The organism is Streptomyces noursei ATCC 11455, from assembly GCF_001704275.1.
Classification (GTDB): Bacteria; Actinomycetota; Actinomycetes; order Streptomycetales; family Streptomycetaceae; genus Streptomyces; species Streptomyces noursei.
Genome location: NZ_CP011533.1, coordinates 5,280,911 through 5,302,434, shown reverse-complemented (window position 1 = coordinate 5,302,434; position 21,524 = coordinate 5,280,911). Strand labels below are relative to the sequence as shown.

The following is a 21,524-nucleotide window of genomic DNA, read 5'->3' as shown; positions in this document are numbered from 1 at the left end:
CGCCCACGCCGGAGGGCACGTGCCGCCCGGCGCGGCGATGCCCCTCGAACCGCGCGGTCGGTCCCGGCCCTACTTCGGGCCGTACTTCCGACCGGTGCGCGAGGTCAGGCCGCCCAGCACACCGCGCGGCGCCAGCTTCACGACGCCCATCAGGGCCTTGTAGCGCGGGTCCGGAACGGACAGCGACTTGCCGCGCGCCAGGTCCTTCATGGCCGCGTCCACGAGCTTGTCCGCGTCCAGCCACATCCAGCCCGGGATGTTGTCCGTGCCCATCCCGGCCCGCTGGTGGAACTCGGTCCGCACGAAGCCCGGGCACAGCGCCATCAGACGCACCCCGCTGCCCGCCAGGTCGCGCGCCGCACCCTGGGTGAACTGCACGACCCACGCCTTGCTCGCGCCGTACGTGCCGCGCGGGACGAACGCCGCGACCGACGCCACATTGACCACGGCGCCGCGCCGGCGCTCGCGCATCCCGCGCACCCCGGCCGTGGTCAGCCGCAGCACCGCCTCGCAGTGCACCTTCAGCATCGTCAACTCGTCGGCCATCGTGACCTCGAGATACTCGCCCTTGTTGCCGAAGCCGGCGTTGTTGACCAGCAGGTCCACCGGGCGCCTGGTGTCGGCCAGGCGCGCCTCGACGGCGGCGATGCCGTCCTCCGTCGCCAGGTCGGCGCTGAGCACCTCCGCCTCGATCCCGTGCCGGTCGTGCAGTTCGGTGGCCTGCTCCCGGAGCCGCTTCTCATCGCGGGCCACCAGCACCACGCTGTGCCCGTCGCTCGCGAGTCGGCGGGCGAATGCGGCGCCGATGCCGGCCGTTGCTCCTGTGATCAATGCAGTCGTCATACCGGAACGGTAGCGGGGGGCCGGCGCTTCCCACGTTGCGGCCGGGGTGGCGTTTGGCTTCCGTCGGTCCGCGGCGGCGGGCCGTGAACGGTCGGGGCCGCCGGCGGGTAGGCACCGACCGCCAGGGGCGGCGGAAGCCGAGCGTCCGCCCCGCCGCGACGCAGGAGGAGTCGAGAGATGCGCCCAGCACTGCTTCTGGCCATGGGGCCGGGTATCGCCGAGCGGTTGTTCGGGGAGCCGCAGCGGGTCCGGCTCGAACGGCTGGCCCGGACGGACTGCCGGCTCGTCGCCCACGAGTTGGCCGCGCCGGGGCCCGCGGTGGCCGCCGCCCTCGCCGAGGCCGAGGTGCTGCTCACCTGCTGGGGCGCCCCGCCGCTGACCGCGGAGGTGCTCGCGGCGGCGCCCCGGCTGCGGGCCGTCGTGCATGCGGCCGGGTCCGTCAAGCAGCTCGTCACCGACGCCTGTTGGGACCGGGGCGTCGCCGTCAGCTCGGCCGCCGCGGTCAATGCGCAGCCGGTCGCCGAGTACACGCTGGCCGCGATCCTGTTCGCCAACAAGCGCGTGCTGCACGCCGCCCACCGCTACCGCGCCCTGCGCGCGCCCCACGACTGGCTGGGCGAACTGGACGGCGCCGGCAACCACGGCCGCACCGTCGGCATCGTCGGCGCCTCCCGGATCGGCCGCCGCGTCCTTGCGCTGCTGCGCCCGTTCGACCTGCGGGTGCTGCTCCACGACCCGTACGTGGACGAGCAGGAGGCGGGGCGGCTGGGGGCCGAGCCGGTGGCGTTGGCGGAGTTGTGCGCGCGCAGCGACGTGGTCAGCGTGCACGCGCCGGAGGTGGCCGCCACCCGGCATCTGATCGGCGCCCGCGAGTTGGCGCTGATGCCGGACGGGGCGACGCTCGTCAACACCTCCCGCGGGTCGCTGGTGGACGAGGCGGCGCTGGTCGCGGAGTTGCGCGGCGGGCGGATCTCGGCCGTGCTCGACGTCACCGAGCCCGAAACCCCGCTCGCCGGCTCACCGTTGTACGACCTGCCGAACGTGCTGCTCACACCGCACGTCGCCGGGTCCATGGGCACCGAGCTGCGGCGGATGGCCGACCATGCCCTCGACGAGGTGGAGCGGTACGCGCGGGGGCTGCCGTTCGCGGATCCGGTGCGGCGGGAGGGGCTGGGGCACTCGGCCTGACGGGTTCCGGGTACGGGCGAGGCCCGGCCCGCTGGGGTGCGGGGCCGGGCCTCGTGGGGTGCCGGCGCGGATGCGGCCGGCGGTTGCGCAGGGGTCAGTGCGCGTGGCCGTGGCCGTGACCGGCGGCGGCAGCCTCTTCCTCTTCCTTCTTCTCGACGACCAGGGTCTCGGTCGTGAGCAGGAGGGAGGCGATGGAGGCGGCGTTCTCCAGGGCGGAGCGGGTGACCTTGACCGGGTCGATGACGCCGGCCTTGACCAGGTCGCCGTACTCGCCGGTGGCGGCGTTGAAGCCGTTGCCCTTGTCGAGCTCGGCCACCTTGGAGGTGATCACGTAGCCCTCCAGACCGGCGTTCTCGGCGATCCAGCGCAGCGGCTCGACGGCGGCGCGGCGGACCACGGCGACACCGGTGGCCTCGTCGCCGTCCTTGCCGAGGTTGCCCTCCAGGACCTTGACGGCGTGGACCAGCGCGGAGCCACCACCGGAGACGATGCCCTCCTCGACCGCGGCGCGGGTCGCGGAGATGGCGTCCTCCAGACGGTGCTTCTTCTCCTTGAGCTCGACCTCGGTGGCCGCGCCGACGCGGATCACGCAGACGCCGCCGGCGAGCTTGGCGAGGCGCTCCTGGAGCTTCTCGCGGTCCCAGTCGGAGTCGGTGGTCTCGATCTCGGCCTTGATCTGGGCGACGCGGCCCGCGACGTCAGCGGAGTTGCCGCCGCCGTCGACGAGGGTGGTGTCGTCCTTGGTGATGGTCACACGGCGGGCGGTGCCCAGCACGTCCAGGCCGACCTGGTCGAGCTTGAGGCCGACCTCCTCGGCGACGACGGTGCCGCCGGTGAGGGTGGCCATGTCGCCGAGCATCGCCTTGCGGCGGTCGCCGAAGCCGGGGGCCTTGACGGCCACCGCGTTGAAGGTGCCGCGGATCTTGTTGACGACGAGGGTGGACAGGGCCTCGCCCTCGACGTCCTCGGCGATGATCAGCAGCGGCTTGGAGGCGTTCGCCTGGATGATCTTCTCAAGCAGCGGCAGAAGGTCCTGGATGGAGGAGATCTTGCCCTGGTGGATCAGGATGTAGGGGTCGTCGAGGACGGCCTCCATGCGCTCCTGGTCGGTGACCATGTACGGCGACAGGTAGCCCTTGTCGAAGGCCATGCCCTCGGTGAAGTCCAGCTCCAGACCGAAGGTGTTGGACTCCTCGACGGTGATCACACCGTCCTTGCCGACCTTGTCCATGGCCTCGGCGATCAGCTCGCCGACCTGCGGGTCCTGGGCGGACAGCGCGGCGACGGCGGCGATGTCGGACTTGTCGTCGATCGGGCGGGCGGTCGCCAGCAGCTCGTCGGAGACGGCCTTGACGGCGGCGTCGATGCCCTTCTTCAGGGCGGCCGGGGAGGCGCCGGCGGCGACGTTGCGCAGGCCCTCGCGGACGAGCGCCTGGGCCAGCACGGTGGCGGTGGTGGTGCCGTCACCCGCGATGTCGTTGGTCTTGGTCGCCACCTCCTTGACGAGCTGGGCGCCCAGGTTCTCGTACGGGTCCTCGACCTCGACCTCGCGGGCGATGGTGACACCGTCGTTGGTGATGGTCGGGGCACCGAACTTCTTGTCGATGACGACGTTGCGGCCCTTGGGGCCGATGGTGACCTTGACGGTGTCGGCCAGCTTGTTGACGCCGCGCTCAAGGGCGCGACGGGCGTCCTCGTCGAACTTCAGGATCTTCGCCATGGCTGCTTCAAGTCCTCTCGTTGCGATCGTCGGCCTCGCCGCCGTGACCGCTCTCGCTCAAACGAACTGCGCCCCTGCCCCGGGTCGATGAGAACGCGGGAACCAGGGGCGCAGATCAGGGCAAATCTGGGTGACTTACTTCTCGACGATCGCGAGCACATCGCGAGCCGAGAGGACGAGGTACTCCTCGCCGCTGTACTTCACCTCGGTGCCGCCGTACTTGCTGTAGAGCACGACGTCGCCGACCTTGACGTCGAGCTCGACGCGCTTGCCGTCCTCGAAGCGACCCGGACCGATCGCCAGGACGACGCCCTCCTGGGGCTTCTCCTTCGCGGTGTCCGGAATGACCAGGCCGGAGGCCGTGGTCTGCTCGGCGTCGAGCGGCTGGACCACGATGCGGTCCTCAAGCGGCTTGATGGCAACCTTGGAACTGGCGGTCGTCACGATCCGACCTCCCCCTTCGGAGATCTCACGGGGTTAACTGTCTGAGGTGGCGACCAGGTGGATCCGTCGTCGCGGGTGCCGGACCTGCCCGTCGCTGTGTTGGCACTCCCCGAGGGAGAGTGCCAACGCTGAGACTATGACGCGGTTAGCACTCGGTCAAGCGGAGTGCCAGCGCGCCGTATACGCGTACCGTGTCTGCTGCCGGTGGCCGGGGGTGGAGTCGGACACACCTGCCGGCCGACGGCAACCGCGCCCGCGACCGGCCCGTCTTGCCCCTGGGACCGCTGGCCACCGGGCCACGACCCGGCCGCCCCGCGGCCCTGACCCATCGATCGCGGAGGAACAGTGCGCGGACTGACCAGCGCTTCCCGGAATCCCGGGGGACCGGAGAGCGACGCCGAGCGCACCATGACGTTCGCCGCGCTGGCCCACGCGCCGAACCGTCGGCGCACCGAAGCCTGGCTGCTCGGGTTCGTCGTCTTCATCACCGTCTTCGGCTACGCCTACACCGAGCTGTCGATGAAGGGGCAGCTCCCCGGCGGGCTGGCCGGCTTCGCGGTGAGCGTCTTCTTCATCGCGCTGGTGCCGCACCTGGTCGTCCGCCGGTTCGCGCCGCGCGCCGATCCGCTGATCCTGCCGGTGGCGACACTGCTGACCGGGATCGGGCTGGTGCTGCTGCACCGGCTGGACATCACCTACGCGGAGAAGCCCCGGCTGCACATCGCCCAGGCCGCGACCGGGCAGTTGGTGTGGACGGTCATCGGGGTGGCGGTCTGCATCGCGATCCTGATGGTGCTGCGCGACCACCGGCTGCTCCAGCGCTACATCTACCTGACGATGGCGGTCGCGCTGGTCATGCTGATGGCGCCGGCGTTCTTCGGCGCGGACAAGTTCGGCGCCAAGCGCTGGATCATGCTCGGGCCGCTGTCGCTCCAGCCCGGCGAGTTCGTGAAGATCATGATCGTGGTGTTCTTCGCGGGCTACCTCACGGTCAACCGCGATGCGCTGGCGCTGTCCGGGCGCCGGGTGATGGGCATGCAGCTCCCGCCGGGGCGACAGCTCGGGCCGATCGCCACGATCTGGGTGATCAGCCTGCTGGTGCTGGTCTTCGAGCGCGACCTGGGCACCTCGCTGATCTTCTTCGGCGTCTTCGTGATCATGCTCTACATGGCCACCGAGCGCACCAGCTGGGTGGTCTGCGGCCTGCTCATGGCCGTGGTCGGCGCCGGCGTCGTCGGCTCGACCGAACCACACGTCAAGGGCCGTGTGATGGCCTGGCTGCACCCGATGGACATCTTCCTGCCGGAGAACAAGCGGCCGCCGGGCCTGATCTCCGACCAGGCGGCACAGGCGCTGTTCAGCTTCGGCAGCGGCGGGATAGGCGGCTCCGGGCTCGGCCAGGGCCACCCCGAGCTGATCGGATTCGCCGGCAACAGCGACTTCATCCTCACCACCGTCGGCGAGGAACTGGGACTGGCCGGCGTGATGGCCGTCCTGCTGCTGTACGCACTGCTGGCCCAGCGCGGGATGCGGGTGGGGCTGACCGCCCGCGACCCGTTCGGCAAACTGCTGGCGGTCGGGCTCTCCGGCGCGCTGCTGCTCCAGGTCTTCGTCGTCACCGGCGGCGTCACCGGCCTGATCCCGCTGACCGGCAAGGCGCTGCCGTTCCTCGCGGCGGGCGGCTCGTCGATGGTCGCGAACTGGGTGATGGTGGCGGTGCTGCTGCGGGTCAGCGACAGCGCCCAGCGGCGCCGGGAGCCGGTCCGCCCGTCCCCGGAGCGGCCGGACGCGGACGCGACCCAGCGGGTGCCGCGGATCAGCGGGCCGCCCGCGCCCGGGGCCTGACGGCGCCGCTCCGCCGACCGGCCCGCGGGACCGTCCGCGGGCCGGCCCACCGGCTGGCCCACAATGGTGCGGGTGACCGACCTCGACACCTTCTCCGCGCTGCTCGCCCCCGAGGGCCAGGAACTGCTGGCCCTCCTACGGGACCACGACCCGGCGGACGAGCTGGCGACCGCCACCCGGCTCCGCCGCGACCATCCCGCACCGCTGGTCTCCGCCGCCCTCGGGCAGGCCCGGCTGCGACAGCGGGCCGCCGCGAAGTTCGGCGCGGACGCCGCGCGGATGTACTTCACCCCCAACGGCGTCGAGCAGTCCACCCGCACCTCGGTCGCCGCCCACCGCGCCGCCCGGCTCGCCGCGGCCGGCGTGCGGACCCTGGCCGACCTGTGCTGCGGGATCGGCGGCGACGCGCTCGCGCTGGCCCGGGCCGGGATCCGGGTGCTGGCCGTGGACCGCGACCCGCTGGCCTGCGCGGCGGCCCGGGCCAACGCCGAGGCGCTGGGGCTGGCGGACCTCATCGAGGTGCGGTGCGCGGACGTCACCGAGGTCGACACCGCCGGGTACGACGCGGTGTTCGTGGATCCGGCGCGGCGCAAGGGGGTGCGCGGTGGCCGAATTTTTGATCCGGAGGCGTACGCGCCGCCGCTGTCCTGGGCGGTCGGGGCGGCCCGTTCGGCGCCGTGCGCGGCGTTGAAGATCGCGCCCGGGGTGCCGCACGAGGCGCTGCCCGAGGACGCCGAGACGGAGTGGATCTCCGACGCGGGGGACGTGAAGGAGGCCGTGCTGTGGTTCGGCACCGGCCGGGGCGGCGCCCACCGGGCCACCCTGCTGCCGGCCGGCGACTCCCTGGTCGGCGCCGGCCTCCCGGACCCCGAGCCGGGGCCGGTGGGCGACTGGCTCTACGAGCCCGACGGCGCGGTGATCCGCGCCCATCTGGTCGCCGACGTCGCGGAGCAGGTCGGCGGGCGGCTGATCGACCCGACCATCGCGTATGTGACGGCGGACCGGCTGACGCCGACGCCGTACGCCACCGCCTACGCGATCACCGATGTGCTGCCCTTCAACGTCAAGAAGCTGAAGGCGCTGCTGCGGGAGCGCGAGGTGGGCGTCGCGGTGATCAAGAAGCGCGGGTCCGCGGTGGAGCCCGAGGAACTGCGCCGCAAGCTCAAGCTCGCCGGGCCGCACACCTGCACGGTCTTCCTCACCCGGGTCGCGGGGGCGCCCACGATGCTGCTGGGCCACCCCGCGGTGCAGGGCGCCTGACGCCGAGCGCTAGCCCAGGTCGGTCAGATCCTCGGCGTAGACCTGGGAGAGCGGCTGCGGGCCCACGTACTGCTGGCAGGCGCACGGCCGGGCCTCGTAGCGGGCGGGCCGCTGGTCCGCGTCCCAGGCGACGGCGGTCCGCACCAGCTCATGACACTTGCCCTGTTTGTCATGCTTGGCGAGGTGGTGCTCGCAGCCGCAGACGGGGGTCGGCGGCCGGTCCGCCGCCTCCAGGGCCAGGCGCTCCTCGCGGCGGGCCTCGATGAGGGCGAGCTTGCGCTTGTGGCGCGTCTTGAGCGCCTTGCGGACCGTGCCGCGCACCGCGGTGCCGGCGTAGATGGCCGGCCCGGCCAGGAAGAAGAGATACCACCAGTCCATCGCGCGTCCCCCGTCGTCCCCCGTGTGCGAACGGGGCGGTCGACCCGCGCCCCGGCCACCAGGATAGAGCGTCGCGCGACGCCTCCCACCAGCCGGAACGCCTACGGCCGGAACGCCTACGAGTAGAGGTTGTCCTTGCTCAACTCGTGGAAGTGGTCGTGGTCGTGCGCGTGCCCGTGGGTGTGGGCGTGCGGGTCCGGGACGTGGGTCTCGGTGACCGGCAGCGAGGAGTCCGCGGAGAGGTCCCAGGCGGACGCCGGGCGGTTGCGGGCCACCATCTCGGCGCCCAGCGCCGCCACCATCGCCCCGTTGTCGGTGCACAGCTTGGGGCGCGGCACCCGCAGCCGGATGCCGGCGTCCTCGCAGCGGCGCTCGGCCATCGCCCGCAGCCGGGAGTTGGCCGCCACCCCGCCGCCGATCATCAGGTGGTCCACGCCGTTGTCCTTGCAGGCCCGGACGGCCTTGCGGGTCAGGACGTCGACGACCGCCTCCTGGAAGGACGCCGAGACGTCCGCGACCGGCACCTCCTCGCCGGCCGCCCGCTTGGCCTCGATCCAGCGGGCCACCGCGGTCTTCAGGCCGGAGAAGGAGAAGTCGTAGAGGGGATCGCGGGGGCCGGTCAGCCCGCGCGGGAAGCGGATCGCTTCCGGGTCGCCCTCGCGGGCCATCCGGTCGATGACCGGGCCGCCGGGGAAGCCGAGGTGGAGTACCCGCGCCACCTTGTCGAACGCCTCGCCGGCGGCGTCGTCGATGGTCGCGCCGAGCGGGCGGACGTCGGAGGTGATGTCCGGGGCCAGCAGCAGCGACGAGTGGCCGCCGCTGACCAGCAGCGCCATCGTCGGCTCCGGCAGCGGACCGTGCTCCAGCTGGTCCACGCAGATGTGCGAGGCGAGGTGGTTGACGCCGTAGAGCGGCTTGCCGAGGGCGTAGGCGTACGCCTTGGCGGCCGAGACGCCCACCAGCAGGGCGCCCGCCAGGCCGGGGCCCGCGGTGACCGCGATGCCGTCCAGGTCGGAGGCGGCGACCCCGGCGTCCTTCAGCGCGCGCTGGATGGTGGGGACCATCGCCTCCAGATGGGCGCGGGAGGCCACCTCGGGCACCACTCCGCCGAAGCGGGCGTGCTCGTCGACGCTGGAGGCGACCGCGTCGGCCAGGAGGGTGTGGCCGCGGACGACGCCGACACCGGTCTCGTCGCAGGAGGTCTCGATACCGAGGACGAGCGGTCCACCGCGGGAGTCAGCCATGTTCACGTTCCTTGTACGGAGGGTGCTTCGGAGGAGGTCTGGGAGGGGCGGCGCATCACCAGTGCGTCGACGTTGCCGGGCTGGTAGTAGCCGCGGCGGAAGCCGATCGGCTCGAAGCCGAAGCGCTCGTAGAGGCGCTGCGCGCGGGTGTTGTCGACCCGCACCTCCAACAGCACCTCCTGGCATTCGAAGTCGGTCGCGGTGGCGAGCAGCGCGGACAGCAGCCGGGTGCCGAGGCCGCTGCCCCACTGGTCGCGGGCGGTGGCGATGGTCTGCACGTCGCCGGTGCCGTCGATCGCGGCCAGCCCGCCGTAGCCGACGATCCGGCCGGCCCGCCCGTCGTCCGTCGAACGCCCCTCATCGGCACCGCCGCGCGGCACCTCCAACTCGGCGACGAGGTAGCGGCGGGTGGCCAGCGGGCCGCGGGCGTGCGCGAGTTCGGACCAGAACATCCCCGGCGACCAGGCGTCCTCGGGGAAGAGGTCACGCTCCAGCTCCAGCACGGGGTCCAGGTCCCACCAGCGCATCTCCCGCAGCACGACGGACGGCCCGGTCGCCTCGGGTCGGCCGCTCACTGGGGAGTGACCACCTTGTAGTTGGCCGGTACCTGGGCGTCGGGGCGGCGCAGGTACAGCGGTCGCGGCGGCAGCAGCTCCTCGCCGGCGGCCAGCTTCCGCGCGGCGAGCTCGGCCAGCGCGGCGGCGGACTGGTGCTCGGGCCCGTCCCGCCGGACGCCGGTGAAGACGGTGTCGTAGAGCAGCGCGCCGGCGCCCACGGCGGGGACCCCGGCGACCTCGTCGGCGATCTCGGCGGGGCGGTCCACGGCCGGCTCGGTCAGCCGGTCCGGGGGGAGGTCGGGCGACGGGCGGGCCGCGTAGCGCGCCCAGTAGACCTCCTTGCGGCGGGCGTCGGTGGCCACGACGAAGGGTTCGGTCAGACCGGAGGCGTGGGCGATGCCGTCCAGCGAGCACAGGCCGTGGACCGGGACGTCCAGCGCCGCCCCGAAGGTGGTGGCCGTCACCAGCCCCACCCGCAGCCCGGTGTACGGGCCGGGTCCGACGCCGACCACGATGTCGGTGACCTCGGCGAGCTTGCGCCCGGCCTCGGCCAGCACCCGGTCGACGGCGGGCAGCAGCAGTTCGCCGTGCCGGCGCGCGTCCACGTCCCCGGCGGCGGCGAGGGTGCGGGAGCCGTCGTGGAGCGCGACGGTGACGGCGGGGGTGGCGGTGTCAAGAGCTAGCAGCAGCACGCCTTCAAGACTACGGCGCGGCCGGCGGTGCCCGGCGCGGTGCTACCGTCGATCCGCAGCCAGCCCGGTCAGCACGACAGCCAGCAGCCTCCCGCCCCCGGGCGAGGAGCGTACGGAAAGGTGGCACCGCGGTGCCCGCTAAGAGCAGCACGATCGTCACCGGTCTCACCGCGGCCGCCCTGGTCGCGATCGGCGTGCTGGGCTACCAGGCGTCCGCCTCCGCCGCCGATCCGCTCGCCCCGGTCCGGGGCGACGCCCGGGCGGCCGACAAGAAGCCGGACGCCCGCGACCAGCACGACAAGAAGGACAAGCCGCCGGCCCCGGTGCCGGTCCCGGCGCAGTCCGGCGCCGGCAAGCGCGTGGTCTACGCGCTGGACGCCAAGCGGGTCTGGCTGGTGGGCGCGAACGGCACGGCGCAGCGGACGTTCACGGTGACGCCGAGCACGGTGCACCCGGCGCCGGGGACGTACCCGGTCAGCTCGCGGTCGGTGAGCGTGACCGGCTCGGACGGGGTGGCGATCGAGCACGTGGTGCGGTTCGCCGGCGTCGACGGGGTGGCCATCGGCTTCAGCGCGGCGGTCGACGGCTCCACGCCCACGCCGAGCGGGGCGAGCGGGAAGAAGACCGGCGGCATCCGGGAGTCGCGCGAGGACGGCGCGGCACTGTGGGACTTCGCGGTGCGCGGTGTGAAGGTCGTCGTCGTCCCCTGAGCCCGCCGGGCCCGGCCGCTTCGCCCCTGTGGGTTACGCGGCGTCGCGCCCCGGAGTGGACGCCCGCCCCTCGGGCCCATCGCCGCCCGCCCCGCCCGTTCGCCCGGCTTCGGTGTCCTCGGTCCGCTCCTGCGCGCCGTTGCGCTGCTGTGCGCGGGGTTCCGCCGCGGTGTCCGGCGGTGTGGAGACGGCGCTGGCCGCGGCGCAGGCCGCGAGGAGTTCGTTCATCGTCGGCGGCGCCTTCCGCGCGTCCTGTTCGGCGCGCCCGGCCGCCGCGACGGGGGTGGCCCCGCGCCGTTCGGTCGTGGGCTGGTGGGGGGACATGGACGCCTCCCGGGCTCCTGGGGCAAGCGACAGGGGTTAGGGTCTACTTAGGTACACCTAACCAGGGCTCTCCCACCCATGTGACCACGCCTGACACCGCCGACGCAACATCTTGCCGACGGCTTGTCGGAAACTACCGCCCCACACCGCCCGATAGGGGCCCTTTTGCGCCCTTTCGTCAGCAGATCTCCAGGTCCGGAAGCCCGGCGTCCGCCCAGCGCCCACCGATCCCGGTGACCGTCACCTCGCGGACGTCGTCCACGTCCTCCTCCGGGTGCCCGTCCACGCCACCCGGCTCCGACAGGAGGTCCGCGCCGTCCCCTCCCACGGCCCGGCCGATGACGACGTGCAGCCGGTCCTCCGCCAGCTCCTCGACCTTGCCGTCGCCCCACTCGACGACCACCACCGACTCCGGCAGCGAGACGTCGAGGTCCAGGTCCTCCATCTCGTCCAGGCCGCCGTCGAGGCGGTACGCGTCGACGTGCACCAGCGCCGGGCCACCGGTCAGCGACGGGTGCACCCGGGCGATGACGAAGGTCGGCGAGGTCACGGCGCCCCGCACGCCCAGGGCCTCGCCCAGACCGCGGGTCAGCGTGGTCTTCCCCGCACCCAGCTCACCGCTGAGCAGCACCAGGTCGCCGGGGCGCAGCAGCGGCGCCAACCGGCGGCCCAACTCCTGCATCTGATCGGGGGACTTGACGGTTACGCGGGCAGTCGCGCCAGTGGTGCTCATGCCGCAAATGGTACGGCCCGGACGGGGCGGCGGTCCCGCACCGAGCCCGGGACCGCCGCCCGGGGCCGGCTCAGGCCCGCGCGGTGCGCGACCGGCGGGCCGCCGCGCCCGCCCGTTCCACCAGCGCCACCAGGTGGTCGTTGACCAGCTCGGGCCGCTCCAGCATCACCAGGTGCCCGGCGTCCGGCACGCACACCAGCTCGGCGTCCGGCAGCACCTCGGCGATGGTCCGGCTGTGCTCGGCCGGGGTGATCAGGTCCTCCTCGCCGGCGAGCACCAGCGCGGGCACCGCGTCGTACGCCACCAGCGCCTCGGTCTTGTCATGGACCGCGAACGCCGGGAAGAACTCGGCGACCACATCGATCGGGGTCGCCTCGATCAGCCGCTCCCCGAACCGCGCGATCGCCGGATCCACGTCATCGGACCCGAACGAATAGCGCTTGATCAGCCCCGCGAACAGATCGGCGGTGGCCCGCCGCCCGCGCTCGACGATCTCGCTCTGCCGGCCCAGCGCCTTGAGCACCCCCGGCGCCAGCCAGTGGAACGCCTTGGAGCCCATCGACGGCAGCCCGAACCCGACCTCGCTCAGCCGGCCCGCGGACGTCCCGATCAGCGCCACGCCGACCACCCGCTCCGCGACGTACTCGGGGAACTGGTCGGCCAGCGCCATCACCGTCATCCCGCCCATGGAGTGCCCGACCAGCACGATCGGCCCCTCGGGCACCGCGGCGTCCAGCACCGCCTTCAGGTCCCGGCCCAGCAGGTCGATGGTGACCGGCTCGGTCCCGTCGACCTGTCCGTGGCCGCGGGCCGAGCGGCCGTGGCTGCGCTGGTCCCAGTGGACGGTACGGAGCGCGCCGCGCAGCGCGGCCCGCTGGAAGTGCCAGGAGTCCTGGCTGAGGCAGTAGCCGTGGCTGAAGACGACCGTGGGCGCCGGGGAGCGCCGCCCCAGGGCCGCCGTGAGCCGCTTGTGCAGCCCGCTCCGGGCGTCCTGGGCGGCCCGCGCCTCCTTGCCCACGCGGCCGCCCGCGGTGCCGTTCACGGCCGTCCTGCCGCCCTTGGTCCGCTTGGCGGCCGGGCCGTCCACCACCTCGTCGACCTCGTAGTACAGCTCGGTCCCGTCCTCGGCGATCGCCGCACCCGGGGTGCCGCGCAGCGTGCCGTACGGGCCGGCCGCGTCCAGCGCCAGCCGGGCCCGGCGGCGCATCCCGCGGCCGACCGTCAGACGCTCTATGGCCACCCCGGCCGCCGCGCCCGCCGCGACCACGCCGATCGCCAGGCCCGCGACGCCCGCGTGGCGGCCCGCCCGGGCCCAGTTCCCGGCCGCCTCCGCGGCCGTCTCCACGGCCTGCGCGGCGGCCTCCGTGCCGTCGGTCATGCCACACCCCCCGTCAGCGCCGTGTCCTCCGTGGGCCGGTCCGGCACCTCGCTGTCCACATAGACGCGCGGCACCCGCTTCCCGATCCGGGTGACGATCTCGTACCCGATCGTCCCGGCCGCCCGCGCCCAGTCCTCCGCGCTCGGCTCGCCCTGGTCGCCGGGCCCGAACAGCACCGCGGGCTCGCCGGCCTCGGCGTGGTCCCCGCCCAGATCGACGACGAACTGGTCCATCGCGACCCGCCCCGCGACCGTCCGCCACTTCCCGGCGACCAACACCGGCCCCGTCCCCGAGGCGTGCCGCGGGATGCCGTCGGCGTACCCCAGCGGGACCAGCGCCAGGGTCGTCTCCCCCGGCGTCGTGTAGTGGTGCCCGTACGACACCCCGTGCCCGCCCGGCACCCGCTTGACCGACGCCAGCGACGCCTCCAGCGTCATCGCCTGCCGCAGCCCGAAGTCCTCCGGCGTCCCCACCTCGGGGCTGGGCGACACGCCGTAGATCCCGATCCCCGTCCGCACCAGGTCGAAGTGGGCCTCGGGGAGGGTGAGCAGCGCCGGGGTGTTGGCGATGTGCCGCACCTCCGGACGCAGCCCGGCCGCCTCGGCGACCGCCAGCGCCCGGCGGAACTCCGCCAGCTGGGCGGCGATCGACGGGTGCCCGGGCTCGTCGGCACAGGCGAAGTGCGACCAGACACCGGTGACCGCGAGCACGCCCTCCGCCTCGGCGGCGCGGGCGGCGGCGGTCAGCTCCGTCCAGTCCGCCGGCTGGCAGCCGTTGCGCCCCAGACCGGTGTCGATCTTGAGCTGGACGCGGGCGACCCGGCCGCGGTCGCGGGCCGCGGCCACCACCTCCCGCAGCGCCCACATACCGCTCACCGAGACATCGACGTCCTGCTCGATCGCCTGGCCCCAGGGCCCGCCCGGCGTCCACAGCCAACACAGCAGACGGCCGGTGTCCCCGGCCGCACGCAGCGCCAACGCCTCCTCGGGGAGCGCCACGCCCAGCCAGGGCGCACCGGCCTCGCGAGCGGCGCGGGCACAGCGGATCGCGCCGTGTCCGTAGGCGTCGGACTTGACGACGGCCATCAGCTGCGCACGGGGGGCGAGGCTCCGCAGTGCATGGACGTTCGACCGCACGGCGGCGAGGTCAATGACGGCACGGGCTCGCTTCGCTGTCTCGTTCATCTCCCTCAGTGTCGCAGGCGAGGCGCCGCGCCGGCCGCCTTCCCACGTTGTGGTGAGGGTGGGGTTCGCATTCCACCGGACACCGACGCCCCGGCGTGCGCGCCGCCGCGACCGCCCCCACCTGCGCCGTCGACGGGCATCCGCCGACGGGGCCGAGCCGGACACAGGCACGCGTGACACCCGCCCCCGGCGGGGCGGCAGACGGACCACCAGCCCCCACGAGGATCGGGTAAAAGTGTGGAACCTTCACAAATCGCCAACCCTGCCACGGCGGCGCGGGCGATCCGTGTCCGTCCGGGTCCGGCGGCGTCAACGGCCGCTACGACACCACGTTCTCCCAGGCCGCCCCCAACGCCCCGGCCACCTCCGACGCCACGATCGGCTCGCCCCGCGGCCCCGCCGCGTGCCGGCCCGCGAGCCCGTGGAGGTAGGCGCCCACCGAGCCCGCGTCCCGCGGCGCGAGGCCCGCGGCCAGCAGCGCCCCGGTGAGGCCGGAGAGCACGTCCCCGCTGCCGGCCGTCGCCAACCACCCCGTCCCGGTGGGGTTGACCCGCACCGGAACCCCGGCGTCCGGATCCGCCACCAACGTCGTCGAGCCCTTCAGCAGCACCGTCGCCCCGTACCGCCCCGCCAACTCCCGCACGGCGTCCAGCCGCGCCGCCTCGACCTCCTCGCGCCCGCGCCCCAGCAGCGCCGCCGCCTCCCCCGCGTGCGGCGTCAGCAGGGTCCCGGCCGCCCGCCGCCGCACCCGATCGGGCGTCAGGAAGCGGAGCCCGTCCGCGTCCACCAGCACCGGGACGTCCGCCGACAGCACGTCCTCCAGCCCCTCCGACTCGTCACCGAGACCGGGCCCGATGACCCACGACTGGACCCGGCCCGCCTTCCCCGGCGGCCCGGTGTGCACCAGGGTCTCCGGGAACCGCGCCAGCACCGCCTCGACCGCCGGCCCCACGTACCGCACCGCCCCGGCGCCGCCCCGCAGCGCGCCGGCCACCGCCAGCACCGCCGCCCCCGGATAGCGCGCCGACCCAGCGACCACCCCGACCACCCCGCGCCGGTACTTGTCGCTCTCGGCGGCCGGCCGCGGCAGCAGCTCCGCCACGTCCGCGTGCTGCAGCGCCTCCGCGTCGGCGGTGGCCGGCGGGCGCAGGCCGATGTCCACCAGGCGGAGCGCGCCGGCCCGTTCGCGCGCCGGGTCGATCAGCAGGCCCGGCTTGTACGCGCCGAACGTGACGGTCGCGTCCGCCCGTACGGCGTCACCGGCCACCTCGCCGGTGTCGGCGTCCACCCCGCTCGGCAGATCGACGGCCACCACGATCGCCGCCTCCCGCGCCGCGCCGGCGAGCCGGGCGGCCTCCGGGCGCAGCCCGCCCCGGCCGCCGATGCCGACGATGCCGTCCACCACCAGGTCGGCCCGCCCGATGTCGCGGAGCGGATCGGCCGAGACCCGGCCACCGGCCGCGCGCAGGGCCGCCAGACCGCCGGCGTGGGCCCGTTCGGGCGAGAGCAGCACGGCGACCACCCCGGCGCCGCGGCGGGCCAGCCGGGCACCGGCGTGGAGCGCGTCCCCGCCGTTGTCGCCGCTGCCCACCAGCAGCACCACCCGGGAGCCGTACACCCGGCCCAGCAACTCGGCGCAGGCGACGGCGAGTCCGGCCGCCGCCCGCTGCATCAGGGCCCCCTCGGGCAAACGGGCCATCAGTTCCTGCTCGGCGGCCCGCACGGTCTGAACGCTGTAGGCAGTCCTCATGCGGCCAGTGTCACACCGGGACGGGGCGGCGGGGCGGCGGCGCGGAGCGGCCCGCCTCCGGAGGAGACGGGCCGGGGCGCCCCGCCCTACCCCTCGGCGATCACCACCGCCGAGGCGACGCCCGCGTCATGACTGAGCGACACATGCCAGTTCTGCACGCCGAGTTCCGCGGCGCGGGCGGCGACCGTGCCGCGCACCCGCAGCCGCGGCTGGCCGCTGTCCTCGACGTACACCTCGGCGTCCGTCCAGTGCAGGCCGCCCGGCGCGCCCAGCGCCTTGGCCACCGCCTCCTTGGCGGCGAACCGGGCGGCCAGGGAGGCGATGCCCCGCCGCTCGCCGCTCGGCAGCGTCAACTCCGTCTCGATGAACAGCCGGTGCGCCAGCTCCGGCGTCCGCCGCAGCGCCGCCTCGAACCGGTCGATCTCCGCGACGTCGATCCCGACCCCGATGATCACCCGATCACTCCACCGTGACGGACTTGGCGAGGTTGCGCGGCTGGTCGACCTCGTTGCCGCGGGCGGTGGCCAGCTCGCACGCGAACACCTGGAGCGGCACCGAGGACACCAGCGGTTGCAGCAGCACCGGCGTCCGCGGGATCCGCACGAGGTGGTCGGCGTACGGGACCACCGCCTCGTCGCCCTCCTCGGCGATCACGATGGTGCGGGCGCCGCGGGCCCGGATCTCCTGGATGTTGGAGACGATCTTGTCGTGCAGGACGGACCGGCCGCGCGGCGAGGGGACGACCACGACGACCGGGAGGTCCTCCTCGATCAGCGCGATCGGGCCGTGCTTGAGCTCGCCGGCGGCGAACCCCTCGGCATGCATGTACGCCAGTTCCTTGAGCTTGAGCGCGCCCTCCAGCGCCACCGGGTAGCCCACGTGGCGCCCCAGGAACAGCACGGTGTTCTTGTCCACGAGCGAACGGGCCAGCTCGCGGACCGGCTCCATGGTGCCCAGGACCTGCTGCACCTGCGTGCCGATGGCGGCGAGTTCGCGCACCACGTCCCGGATCTCGTCGCCCCACTTGGTGCCGCGCACCTGCCCGAGGTACAGCGCGACCAGGTAGACCGCGACGAGCTGGGTCAGGAACGCCTTGGTGGACGCCACCGCGACCTCCGGCCCGGCGTGCGTGTAGAGCACCGCGTCGGACTCGCGGGGGATCGTCGAGCCGTTGGTGTTGCAGATGGCGAGCACCCGCGCGCCCTGCTCACGGGCGTGCCGCAGCGCCATCAGGGTGTCCATGGTCTCGCCGGACTGGCTGATGGCGATCACCAGCGTGCGGTGGTCCAGGATCGGGTCGCGGTAGCGGAACTCGCTGGCCAACTCGGTCTCGCAGGGGATCCGCGTCCAGTGCTCGATGGCGTACTTGGCGATCATCCCGGCGTGGTAGGCGGTGCCGCACGCCACGATGACGACCTTGCTGACCTCCCGCAGCACCGCCGGCGGGATCCGCACCTCGTCCAGCGAGAGCACCCCGGCCGCGTCGACCCGGCCCAGCAGGGTGTCCGCGACCGCCTTCGGCTGCTCGGCGATCTCCTTGAGCATGAAGTAGTCGTAGCCGCCCTTCTCGGCGGCCGACGCGTCCCAGTCGACGTGGTAGTGGCGGACCTCCGCGGGCGCACCGTCGAAGTCGGTGACCGTCACCCCGTCCCGGCGCAGCTCGACGACCTGGTCCTGGCCGAGCTCGACGGCCTCCCGGGTGTACGCGATGAACGCCGCCACGTCCGAGGCCAGGAACGCCTCGTCCTCACCGAGGCCCACCACCAGCGGGGAGTTGCGGCGGGCCCCGACGACCACGTCCGGCACGTCGGCGTGCACCGCGACGAGGGTGAACGCCCCCTCCAGCCGCCGGCACACCTGCCGCATCGCCTCGGCCAGCTCGCCGCACGAGGAGTACTCCTCGGCCAGCAGGTGCGCGACCACCTCGGTGTCCGTCTCGGACGTCAACTCATGGCCGCGGTCGGCGAGTTCGGCGCGCAGCGCGGCGAAGTTCTCGATGATGCCGTTGTGCACGACGGAAACCCGGCCGGCGTTGTCCAGGTGCGGGTGGGCGTTGGCGTCCGTCGGACCGCCGTGCGTCGCCCACCGGGTGTGGCCGATGCCCACCGTGCCCGTGGGCAGCGGCCGGTCGGCCAGCTCCTTCTCCAGATTGGCCAGCTTGCCGGCCTTCTTCGCCGCCGCCAGCCCGCCGTCGGCCAGCACCGCCACCCCGGCCGAGTCGTAGCCCCGGTACTCCAGCCGCTTCAGCCCGGCCAGCACCACCTCAAGGGCGCTCTGCCCGCCCACGTATCCCACGATTCCGCACATGGAGGCAGCCTAGGGCCTGCCGTCACCTTCCCGTCGTCGCCCGGAGCGGCCCCGCGGCGTCCGAGCCCGCTCAGTACCCGCGGGCTATCCGTTCCTGTGCCTCCCGGACCCGTTCGCGGAGTTCCGCGTCGGCCTCCGGGTCGGCGCCCGGCTCACGGCGCTCCAGGAAGTCCGTCAGGTCCTCGCCGAGATCCTCCTCCGGCAGTTCCTCGGCCAGCTCGGCGTGCACGCGGGCCGCGAAGGCGTCCGCCGCGGCCCGCGCGCCGGCCGCCTTGATCCGACGTTCCCTGGCCCGCTCGCGCAGCAGTTCCACCAGGCGTGCTCGCACGCCACCCCCCTGTGTCTCCACGGCGCGCTCCCCTGGCGCCGCCCCCGTCACCGACCGTACCGGGCACCGCGCCGCCGGGCACAGAAACGCCGGTCCGGCCGTACCGGGCGCGGCACCGCCACCCCGCCGCCCGGCGCCGGGTCCCGCCGCGGACAATGGGGCCCGTGCCCCAGACGACGGATTCGCCGCAACGACGCCGCACCGACAGCTCGCCGTACGTCGACCTGACGCGCGCGGAGTGGAGCGCCCTGCGGGAGAAGACCCCGCTGCCGCTGACCGCCGAGGAGGTCGAACGGCTCCGCGGCCTGGGCGACGTCATCGATCTCGACGAGGTGCGCGACGTCTACCTCCCGCTGTCCCGGCTGCTCAACCTGTACGTCGGCGCCACCAGCAACCTGCGCGGCGCGCTCAACACCTTCCTGGACGACACCGGCAACGGCCACGGCTCGCAGCCCGGCACGCCCTTCGTCATAGGCGTCGCCGGCAGCGTCGCGGTCGGCAAGTCCACCACCGCCCGGCTGCTCCAGGCGCTGCTGGCCCGCTGGCCGGAGCACCCGCGCGTCGAGCTGGTCACCACCGACGGCTTCCTGTTCCCCAACGCCGAGCTGCACCGGCGGGGGCTGATGTCCCGCAAGGGCTTCCCGGAGTCCTACGACCGCCGGGCGCTGACCCGCTTCGTGGCGGACGTGAAGTCCGGCAAGGCGGAGGTCACCGCGCCCGTCTACTCGCACCTGATCTACGACATCGTGCCCGGCGAGCGGCTGACCGTGCACCGGCCCGACATCCTCATCGTCGAGGGCCTCAACGTCCTCCAGCCGGCACTGCCCGGCGGGGACGGCCGCACCCGGCTGGGCCTCGCCGACTTCTTCGACTTCTCCGTCTACGTGGACGCCCGCACCGAGGACATCGAGCGGTGGTACCTCGGCCGCTTCCGCAAGCTGCGCCAGACCGCGTTCCAGAACCCGTTCTCGTACTTCCGCAAGTACACCCAGGTCTCCGAGGACGAGGCGCTGGACTACGCCCGCCTGATGTGGCGCACCATCAACCGGCCCAACCTGGAGCAGAACGTGGCCCCCACCCGGGGCCGCGCCAACCTGGTCCTCCGCAAGGGCCCGGACCACAAGGTGCAGCGACTGTCGCTGCGGAAGCTGTAGACACCGAAGCGGGGCCGCCCTCGACCCGGCAGCATCGCTGCCATACGAGGGCGGCCCCGCCCAGACGGAATCCCGTTATCCCAGCGCGGACTTGACCGCGTCGGCCAGGCGCTGGGCGACGGCCCGCGCCTGCTCGATGTCGGCCGCCTCGACCATCACCCGGACCAGCGGCTCGGTGCCGGAGGGCCGCAGCAGCACCCGTCCGGTGGCGCCCAGCTCCCGCTCCGCCTCGGCGACCGCAGCGGCCAGCTCGGCGGAGCTGGCCACCCGCGACTTGTCGACGTCGGGGACGTTGATGAGGATCTGCGGCAGCCGCTCCATCGCGCCCGCCAGGTCGGCCAGCGACCGGCCGGTCGCCGCGACCCGGGCCGCCAGCATCAGGCCGGTCAGCGTGCCGTCGCCGGTGGTGGCGTGGTCCAGCACGATGACGTGCCCGGACTGCTCGCCGCCCAGCGCGTAGCCGTGGGCCTTCATCTCCTCCAGGACGTACCGGTCGCCGACCGCGGTCTGCACGAGGTCGATGCCCGCGCCCTCCATGGCCAGCTTGAAGCCCAGGTTGGACATGACGGTGGCGACGACGGTGTTCTTGCGCAGCGTGCCGGCCTCGCGCATGCCGAGCGCCAGGACGGCGAGGATCTGGTCGCCGTCGACCTCGTTGCCGGCGTGGTCCACGGCCAGGCAGCGGTCCGCGTCGCCGTCGTGGGCGACACCGAGCGCGGCGCCGTGCTCCAGGACGGCGGACCGGAGCTTGTCGAGGTGGGTGGAGCCGCAGGCGTCGTTGATGTTCAGCCCGTCCGGCTCGGTGCCGAGGGTGACGACCTCGGCGCCGGCCCGCGCGAACGCCTCCGGCGAGACCCGGGCCGCGGCACCGTGCGCCCCGTCGATGACGATCTTGAGCCCGTCCAGGCGGTTGGGCAGCACGCCGACCAGGTGCGCGACGTACTTGTCGAAGCCCTCGTCGTAGTCGGTGACCCGACCCACACCGGCGCCGGTCGGCCGCTCCCACGGCTCACCGGCGCTGTGCCCGCGGTAGGTCTCCTCGATGCGGTCCTCCAGCTCGTCGGCGAGCTTGTGGCCGCCGCGGGCGAAGAACTTGATGCCGTTGTCGGGCATCGGGTTGTGGCTGGCGGAGAGCATCACGCCCAGATCCGCACCGAGCGCCCCGGTCAGATAGGCGACCGCGGGGGTCGGCAGCACCCCCACCCGCAGCACGTCCACCCCGGCGCTCGCCAGGCCGGCGACCACCGCGGCCTCCAGGAACTCCCCCGACGCCCGCGGATCGCGACCGACCACGGCCACCGGCCGATGGCCTTCGAACGTGCCCGCCTCGGCCAGCACATGCGCCGCCGCGACCGACAGGCCGAGCGCCAGCTCCGCCGTCAGGTCCGCGTTGGCGACGCCGCGCACACCGTCCGTGCCGAAGAGTCGTCCCACTGGTGTCCTCCGAAGTAGATGAGCTGTGACCGGGGCTTGGATTCCAGGTAT

The 21,524-nt window shown here is 73.8% G+C and carries 21 protein-coding genes; 5 read left to right on the top strand and 16 right to left on the bottom strand.

Going from position 1 to position 21,524, the window contains the following annotated elements:
* Window positions 1-69 precede the first annotated feature (69 nt).
* On the bottom strand, window positions 70-843 hold the full coding sequence (locus SNOUR_RS22575; RefSeq protein ID WP_067350062.1) for an SDR family NAD(P)-dependent oxidoreductase: 774 nt from the start codon (window positions 841-843) through the stop codon (window positions 70-72).
* 177 nt (window positions 844-1,020) lie between these two features.
* On the opposite strand from SNOUR_RS22575, the gene SNOUR_RS22570 reads away from it, so the two are divergent.
* On the top strand, window positions 1,021-2,031 hold the full coding sequence (locus SNOUR_RS22570; RefSeq protein WP_067350057.1) for a hydroxyacid dehydrogenase: 1,011 nt from the start codon (window positions 1,021-1,023) through the stop codon (window positions 2,029-2,031).
* 94 nt (window positions 2,032-2,125) lie between these two features.
* Here SNOUR_RS22570 and groL read toward each other — a convergent pair whose 3' ends face one another.
* Both groL and groES read right to left on the bottom strand, forming a co-directional pair.
* Window positions 2,126-3,751: a chaperonin GroEL gene (gene groL, locus SNOUR_RS22565; RefSeq protein WP_067350054.1), complete on the bottom strand. Its 1,626-nt coding sequence runs from the start codon at window positions 3,749-3,751 to the stop codon at window positions 2,126-2,128.
* Window positions 3,752-3,886: 135 nt separating this feature from the next.
* On the bottom strand, window positions 3,887-4,195 hold the full coding sequence (gene groES, locus SNOUR_RS22560; RefSeq protein WP_016571324.1) for a co-chaperone GroES: 309 nt from the start codon (window positions 4,193-4,195) through the stop codon (window positions 3,887-3,889).
* Window positions 4,196-4,603: 408 nt separating this feature from the next.
* Between groES and SNOUR_RS22555 the strand changes: the two genes are divergently transcribed.
* Complete coding sequence (locus SNOUR_RS22555; protein ID WP_067358638.1) at window positions 4,604-6,040, top strand: FtsW/RodA/SpoVE family cell cycle protein; 1,437 nt, start codon at window positions 4,604-4,606, stop codon at window positions 6,038-6,040.
* 63 nt (window positions 6,041-6,103) lie between these two features.
* Complete coding sequence (locus tag SNOUR_RS22550) at window positions 6,104-7,300, top strand: class I SAM-dependent methyltransferase (protein WP_067350052.1); 1,197 nt, start codon at window positions 6,104-6,106, stop codon at window positions 7,298-7,300.
* 9 nt (window positions 7,301-7,309) lie between these two features.
* On the opposite strand, the gene SNOUR_RS22545 is transcribed toward SNOUR_RS22550, so the two are convergent.
* The 4 genes from SNOUR_RS22545 to tsaB form a co-directional block, all read right to left on the bottom strand.
* On the bottom strand, window positions 7,310-7,678 hold the full coding sequence (locus SNOUR_RS22545; RefSeq protein WP_067350049.1) for a hypothetical protein: 369 nt from the start codon (window positions 7,676-7,678) through the stop codon (window positions 7,310-7,312).
* A gap of 116 nt (window positions 7,679-7,794) precedes the next feature.
* Entirely contained in the window at window positions 7,795-8,922 is a 1,128-nt protein-coding gene (tsaD, locus tag SNOUR_RS22540; protein ID WP_067350046.1) for a tRNA (adenosine(37)-N6)-threonylcarbamoyltransferase complex transferase subunit TsaD, read from the bottom strand.
* Window positions 8,923-8,924: 2 nt separating this feature from the next.
* On the bottom strand, window positions 8,925-9,449 hold the full coding sequence (rimI, locus tag SNOUR_RS22535) for a ribosomal protein S18-alanine N-acetyltransferase (protein ID WP_067358637.1): 525 nt from the start codon (window positions 9,447-9,449) through the stop codon (window positions 8,925-8,927).
* A gap of 44 nt (window positions 9,450-9,493) precedes the next feature.
* A complete protein-coding gene (gene tsaB, locus SNOUR_RS22530) occupies window positions 9,494-10,171 on the bottom strand; it encodes a tRNA (adenosine(37)-N6)-threonylcarbamoyltransferase complex dimerization subunit type 1 TsaB (RefSeq protein WP_067350041.1) in 678 nt (225 codons plus the stop codon).
* 131 nt (window positions 10,172-10,302) lie between these two features.
* Here tsaB and SNOUR_RS22525 point away from each other — a divergent pair, with 131 nt between their 5' ends.
* Window positions 10,303-10,881: a hypothetical protein gene (locus tag SNOUR_RS22525; RefSeq protein ID WP_067350038.1), complete on the top strand. Its 579-nt coding sequence runs from the start codon at window positions 10,303-10,305 to the stop codon at window positions 10,879-10,881.
* A 33-nt stretch (window positions 10,882-10,914) separates the two neighbouring features.
* Here the strand turns inward: SNOUR_RS22525 and SNOUR_RS22520 are convergent, their stop codons facing one another.
* From SNOUR_RS22520 to SNOUR_RS22485, 8 genes are all read right to left on the bottom strand, one after another.
* Entirely contained in the window at window positions 10,915-11,205 is a 291-nt protein-coding gene (locus tag SNOUR_RS22520; protein ID WP_067350035.1) for a hypothetical protein, read from the bottom strand.
* Between the two features lie 178 nt (window positions 11,206-11,383).
* The gene (gene tsaE / locus SNOUR_RS22515) at window positions 11,384-11,938 is read right to left on the bottom strand and encodes a tRNA (adenosine(37)-N6)-threonylcarbamoyltransferase complex ATPase subunit type 1 TsaE (RefSeq protein WP_067350033.1); all 555 of its coding nucleotides are present in this window, start codon (window positions 11,936-11,938) and stop codon (window positions 11,384-11,386) included.
* A gap of 70 nt (window positions 11,939-12,008) precedes the next feature.
* Window positions 12,009-13,316 (bottom strand): alpha/beta fold hydrolase, encoded by a 1,308-nt coding sequence (locus tag SNOUR_RS22510; RefSeq protein ID WP_067350030.1) that lies wholly within the window; start codon window positions 13,314-13,316, stop codon window positions 12,009-12,011.
* Window positions 13,313-14,500, bottom strand: coding sequence for an alanine racemase (gene alr / locus SNOUR_RS22505; protein WP_067350027.1), 1,188 nt, complete (start codon window positions 14,498-14,500; stop codon window positions 13,313-13,315). The genes SNOUR_RS22510 and alr overlap by 4 nt, the downstream gene beginning before the upstream one ends.
* Window positions 14,501-14,819: 319 nt before the next feature.
* Window positions 14,820-16,250, bottom strand: coding sequence for a bifunctional ADP-dependent NAD(P)H-hydrate dehydratase/NAD(P)H-hydrate epimerase (locus tag SNOUR_RS22500; RefSeq protein WP_067350024.1), 1,431 nt, complete (start codon window positions 16,248-16,250; stop codon window positions 14,820-14,822).
* A gap of 86 nt (window positions 16,251-16,336) precedes the next feature.
* Window positions 16,337-16,705 (bottom strand): holo-ACP synthase, encoded by a 369-nt coding sequence (locus tag SNOUR_RS22495; RefSeq protein ID WP_067350023.1) that lies wholly within the window; start codon window positions 16,703-16,705, stop codon window positions 16,337-16,339.
* Window positions 16,706-16,709: 4 nt separating this feature from the next.
* Window positions 16,710-18,557 carry a glutamine--fructose-6-phosphate transaminase (isomerizing) gene (gene glmS, locus SNOUR_RS22490; protein WP_067350020.1) on the bottom strand — a complete coding sequence of 616 codons (1,848 nt, stop codon included), beginning with the start codon at window positions 18,555-18,557 and terminating at the stop codon, window positions 16,710-16,712.
* 70 nt (window positions 18,558-18,627) lie between these two features.
* Window positions 18,628-18,885, bottom strand: a complete 258-nt coding sequence (locus SNOUR_RS22485) for a hypothetical protein (protein WP_079142825.1) — start codon at window positions 18,883-18,885, stop codon at window positions 18,628-18,630.
* A gap of 155 nt (window positions 18,886-19,040) precedes the next feature.
* Between SNOUR_RS22485 and coaA the strand changes: the two genes are divergently transcribed.
* Entirely contained in the window at window positions 19,041-20,039 is a 999-nt protein-coding gene (coaA, locus tag SNOUR_RS22480; RefSeq protein WP_376738535.1) for a type I pantothenate kinase, read from the top strand.
* A gap of 75 nt (window positions 20,040-20,114) precedes the next feature.
* Here coaA and glmM read toward each other — a convergent pair whose 3' ends face one another.
* Window positions 20,115-21,473, bottom strand: a complete 1,359-nt coding sequence (gene glmM, locus SNOUR_RS22475; RefSeq protein ID WP_067350015.1) for a phosphoglucosamine mutase — start codon at window positions 21,471-21,473, stop codon at window positions 20,115-20,117.
* Between the last annotated feature and the right edge of the window lie 51 nt (window positions 21,474-21,524).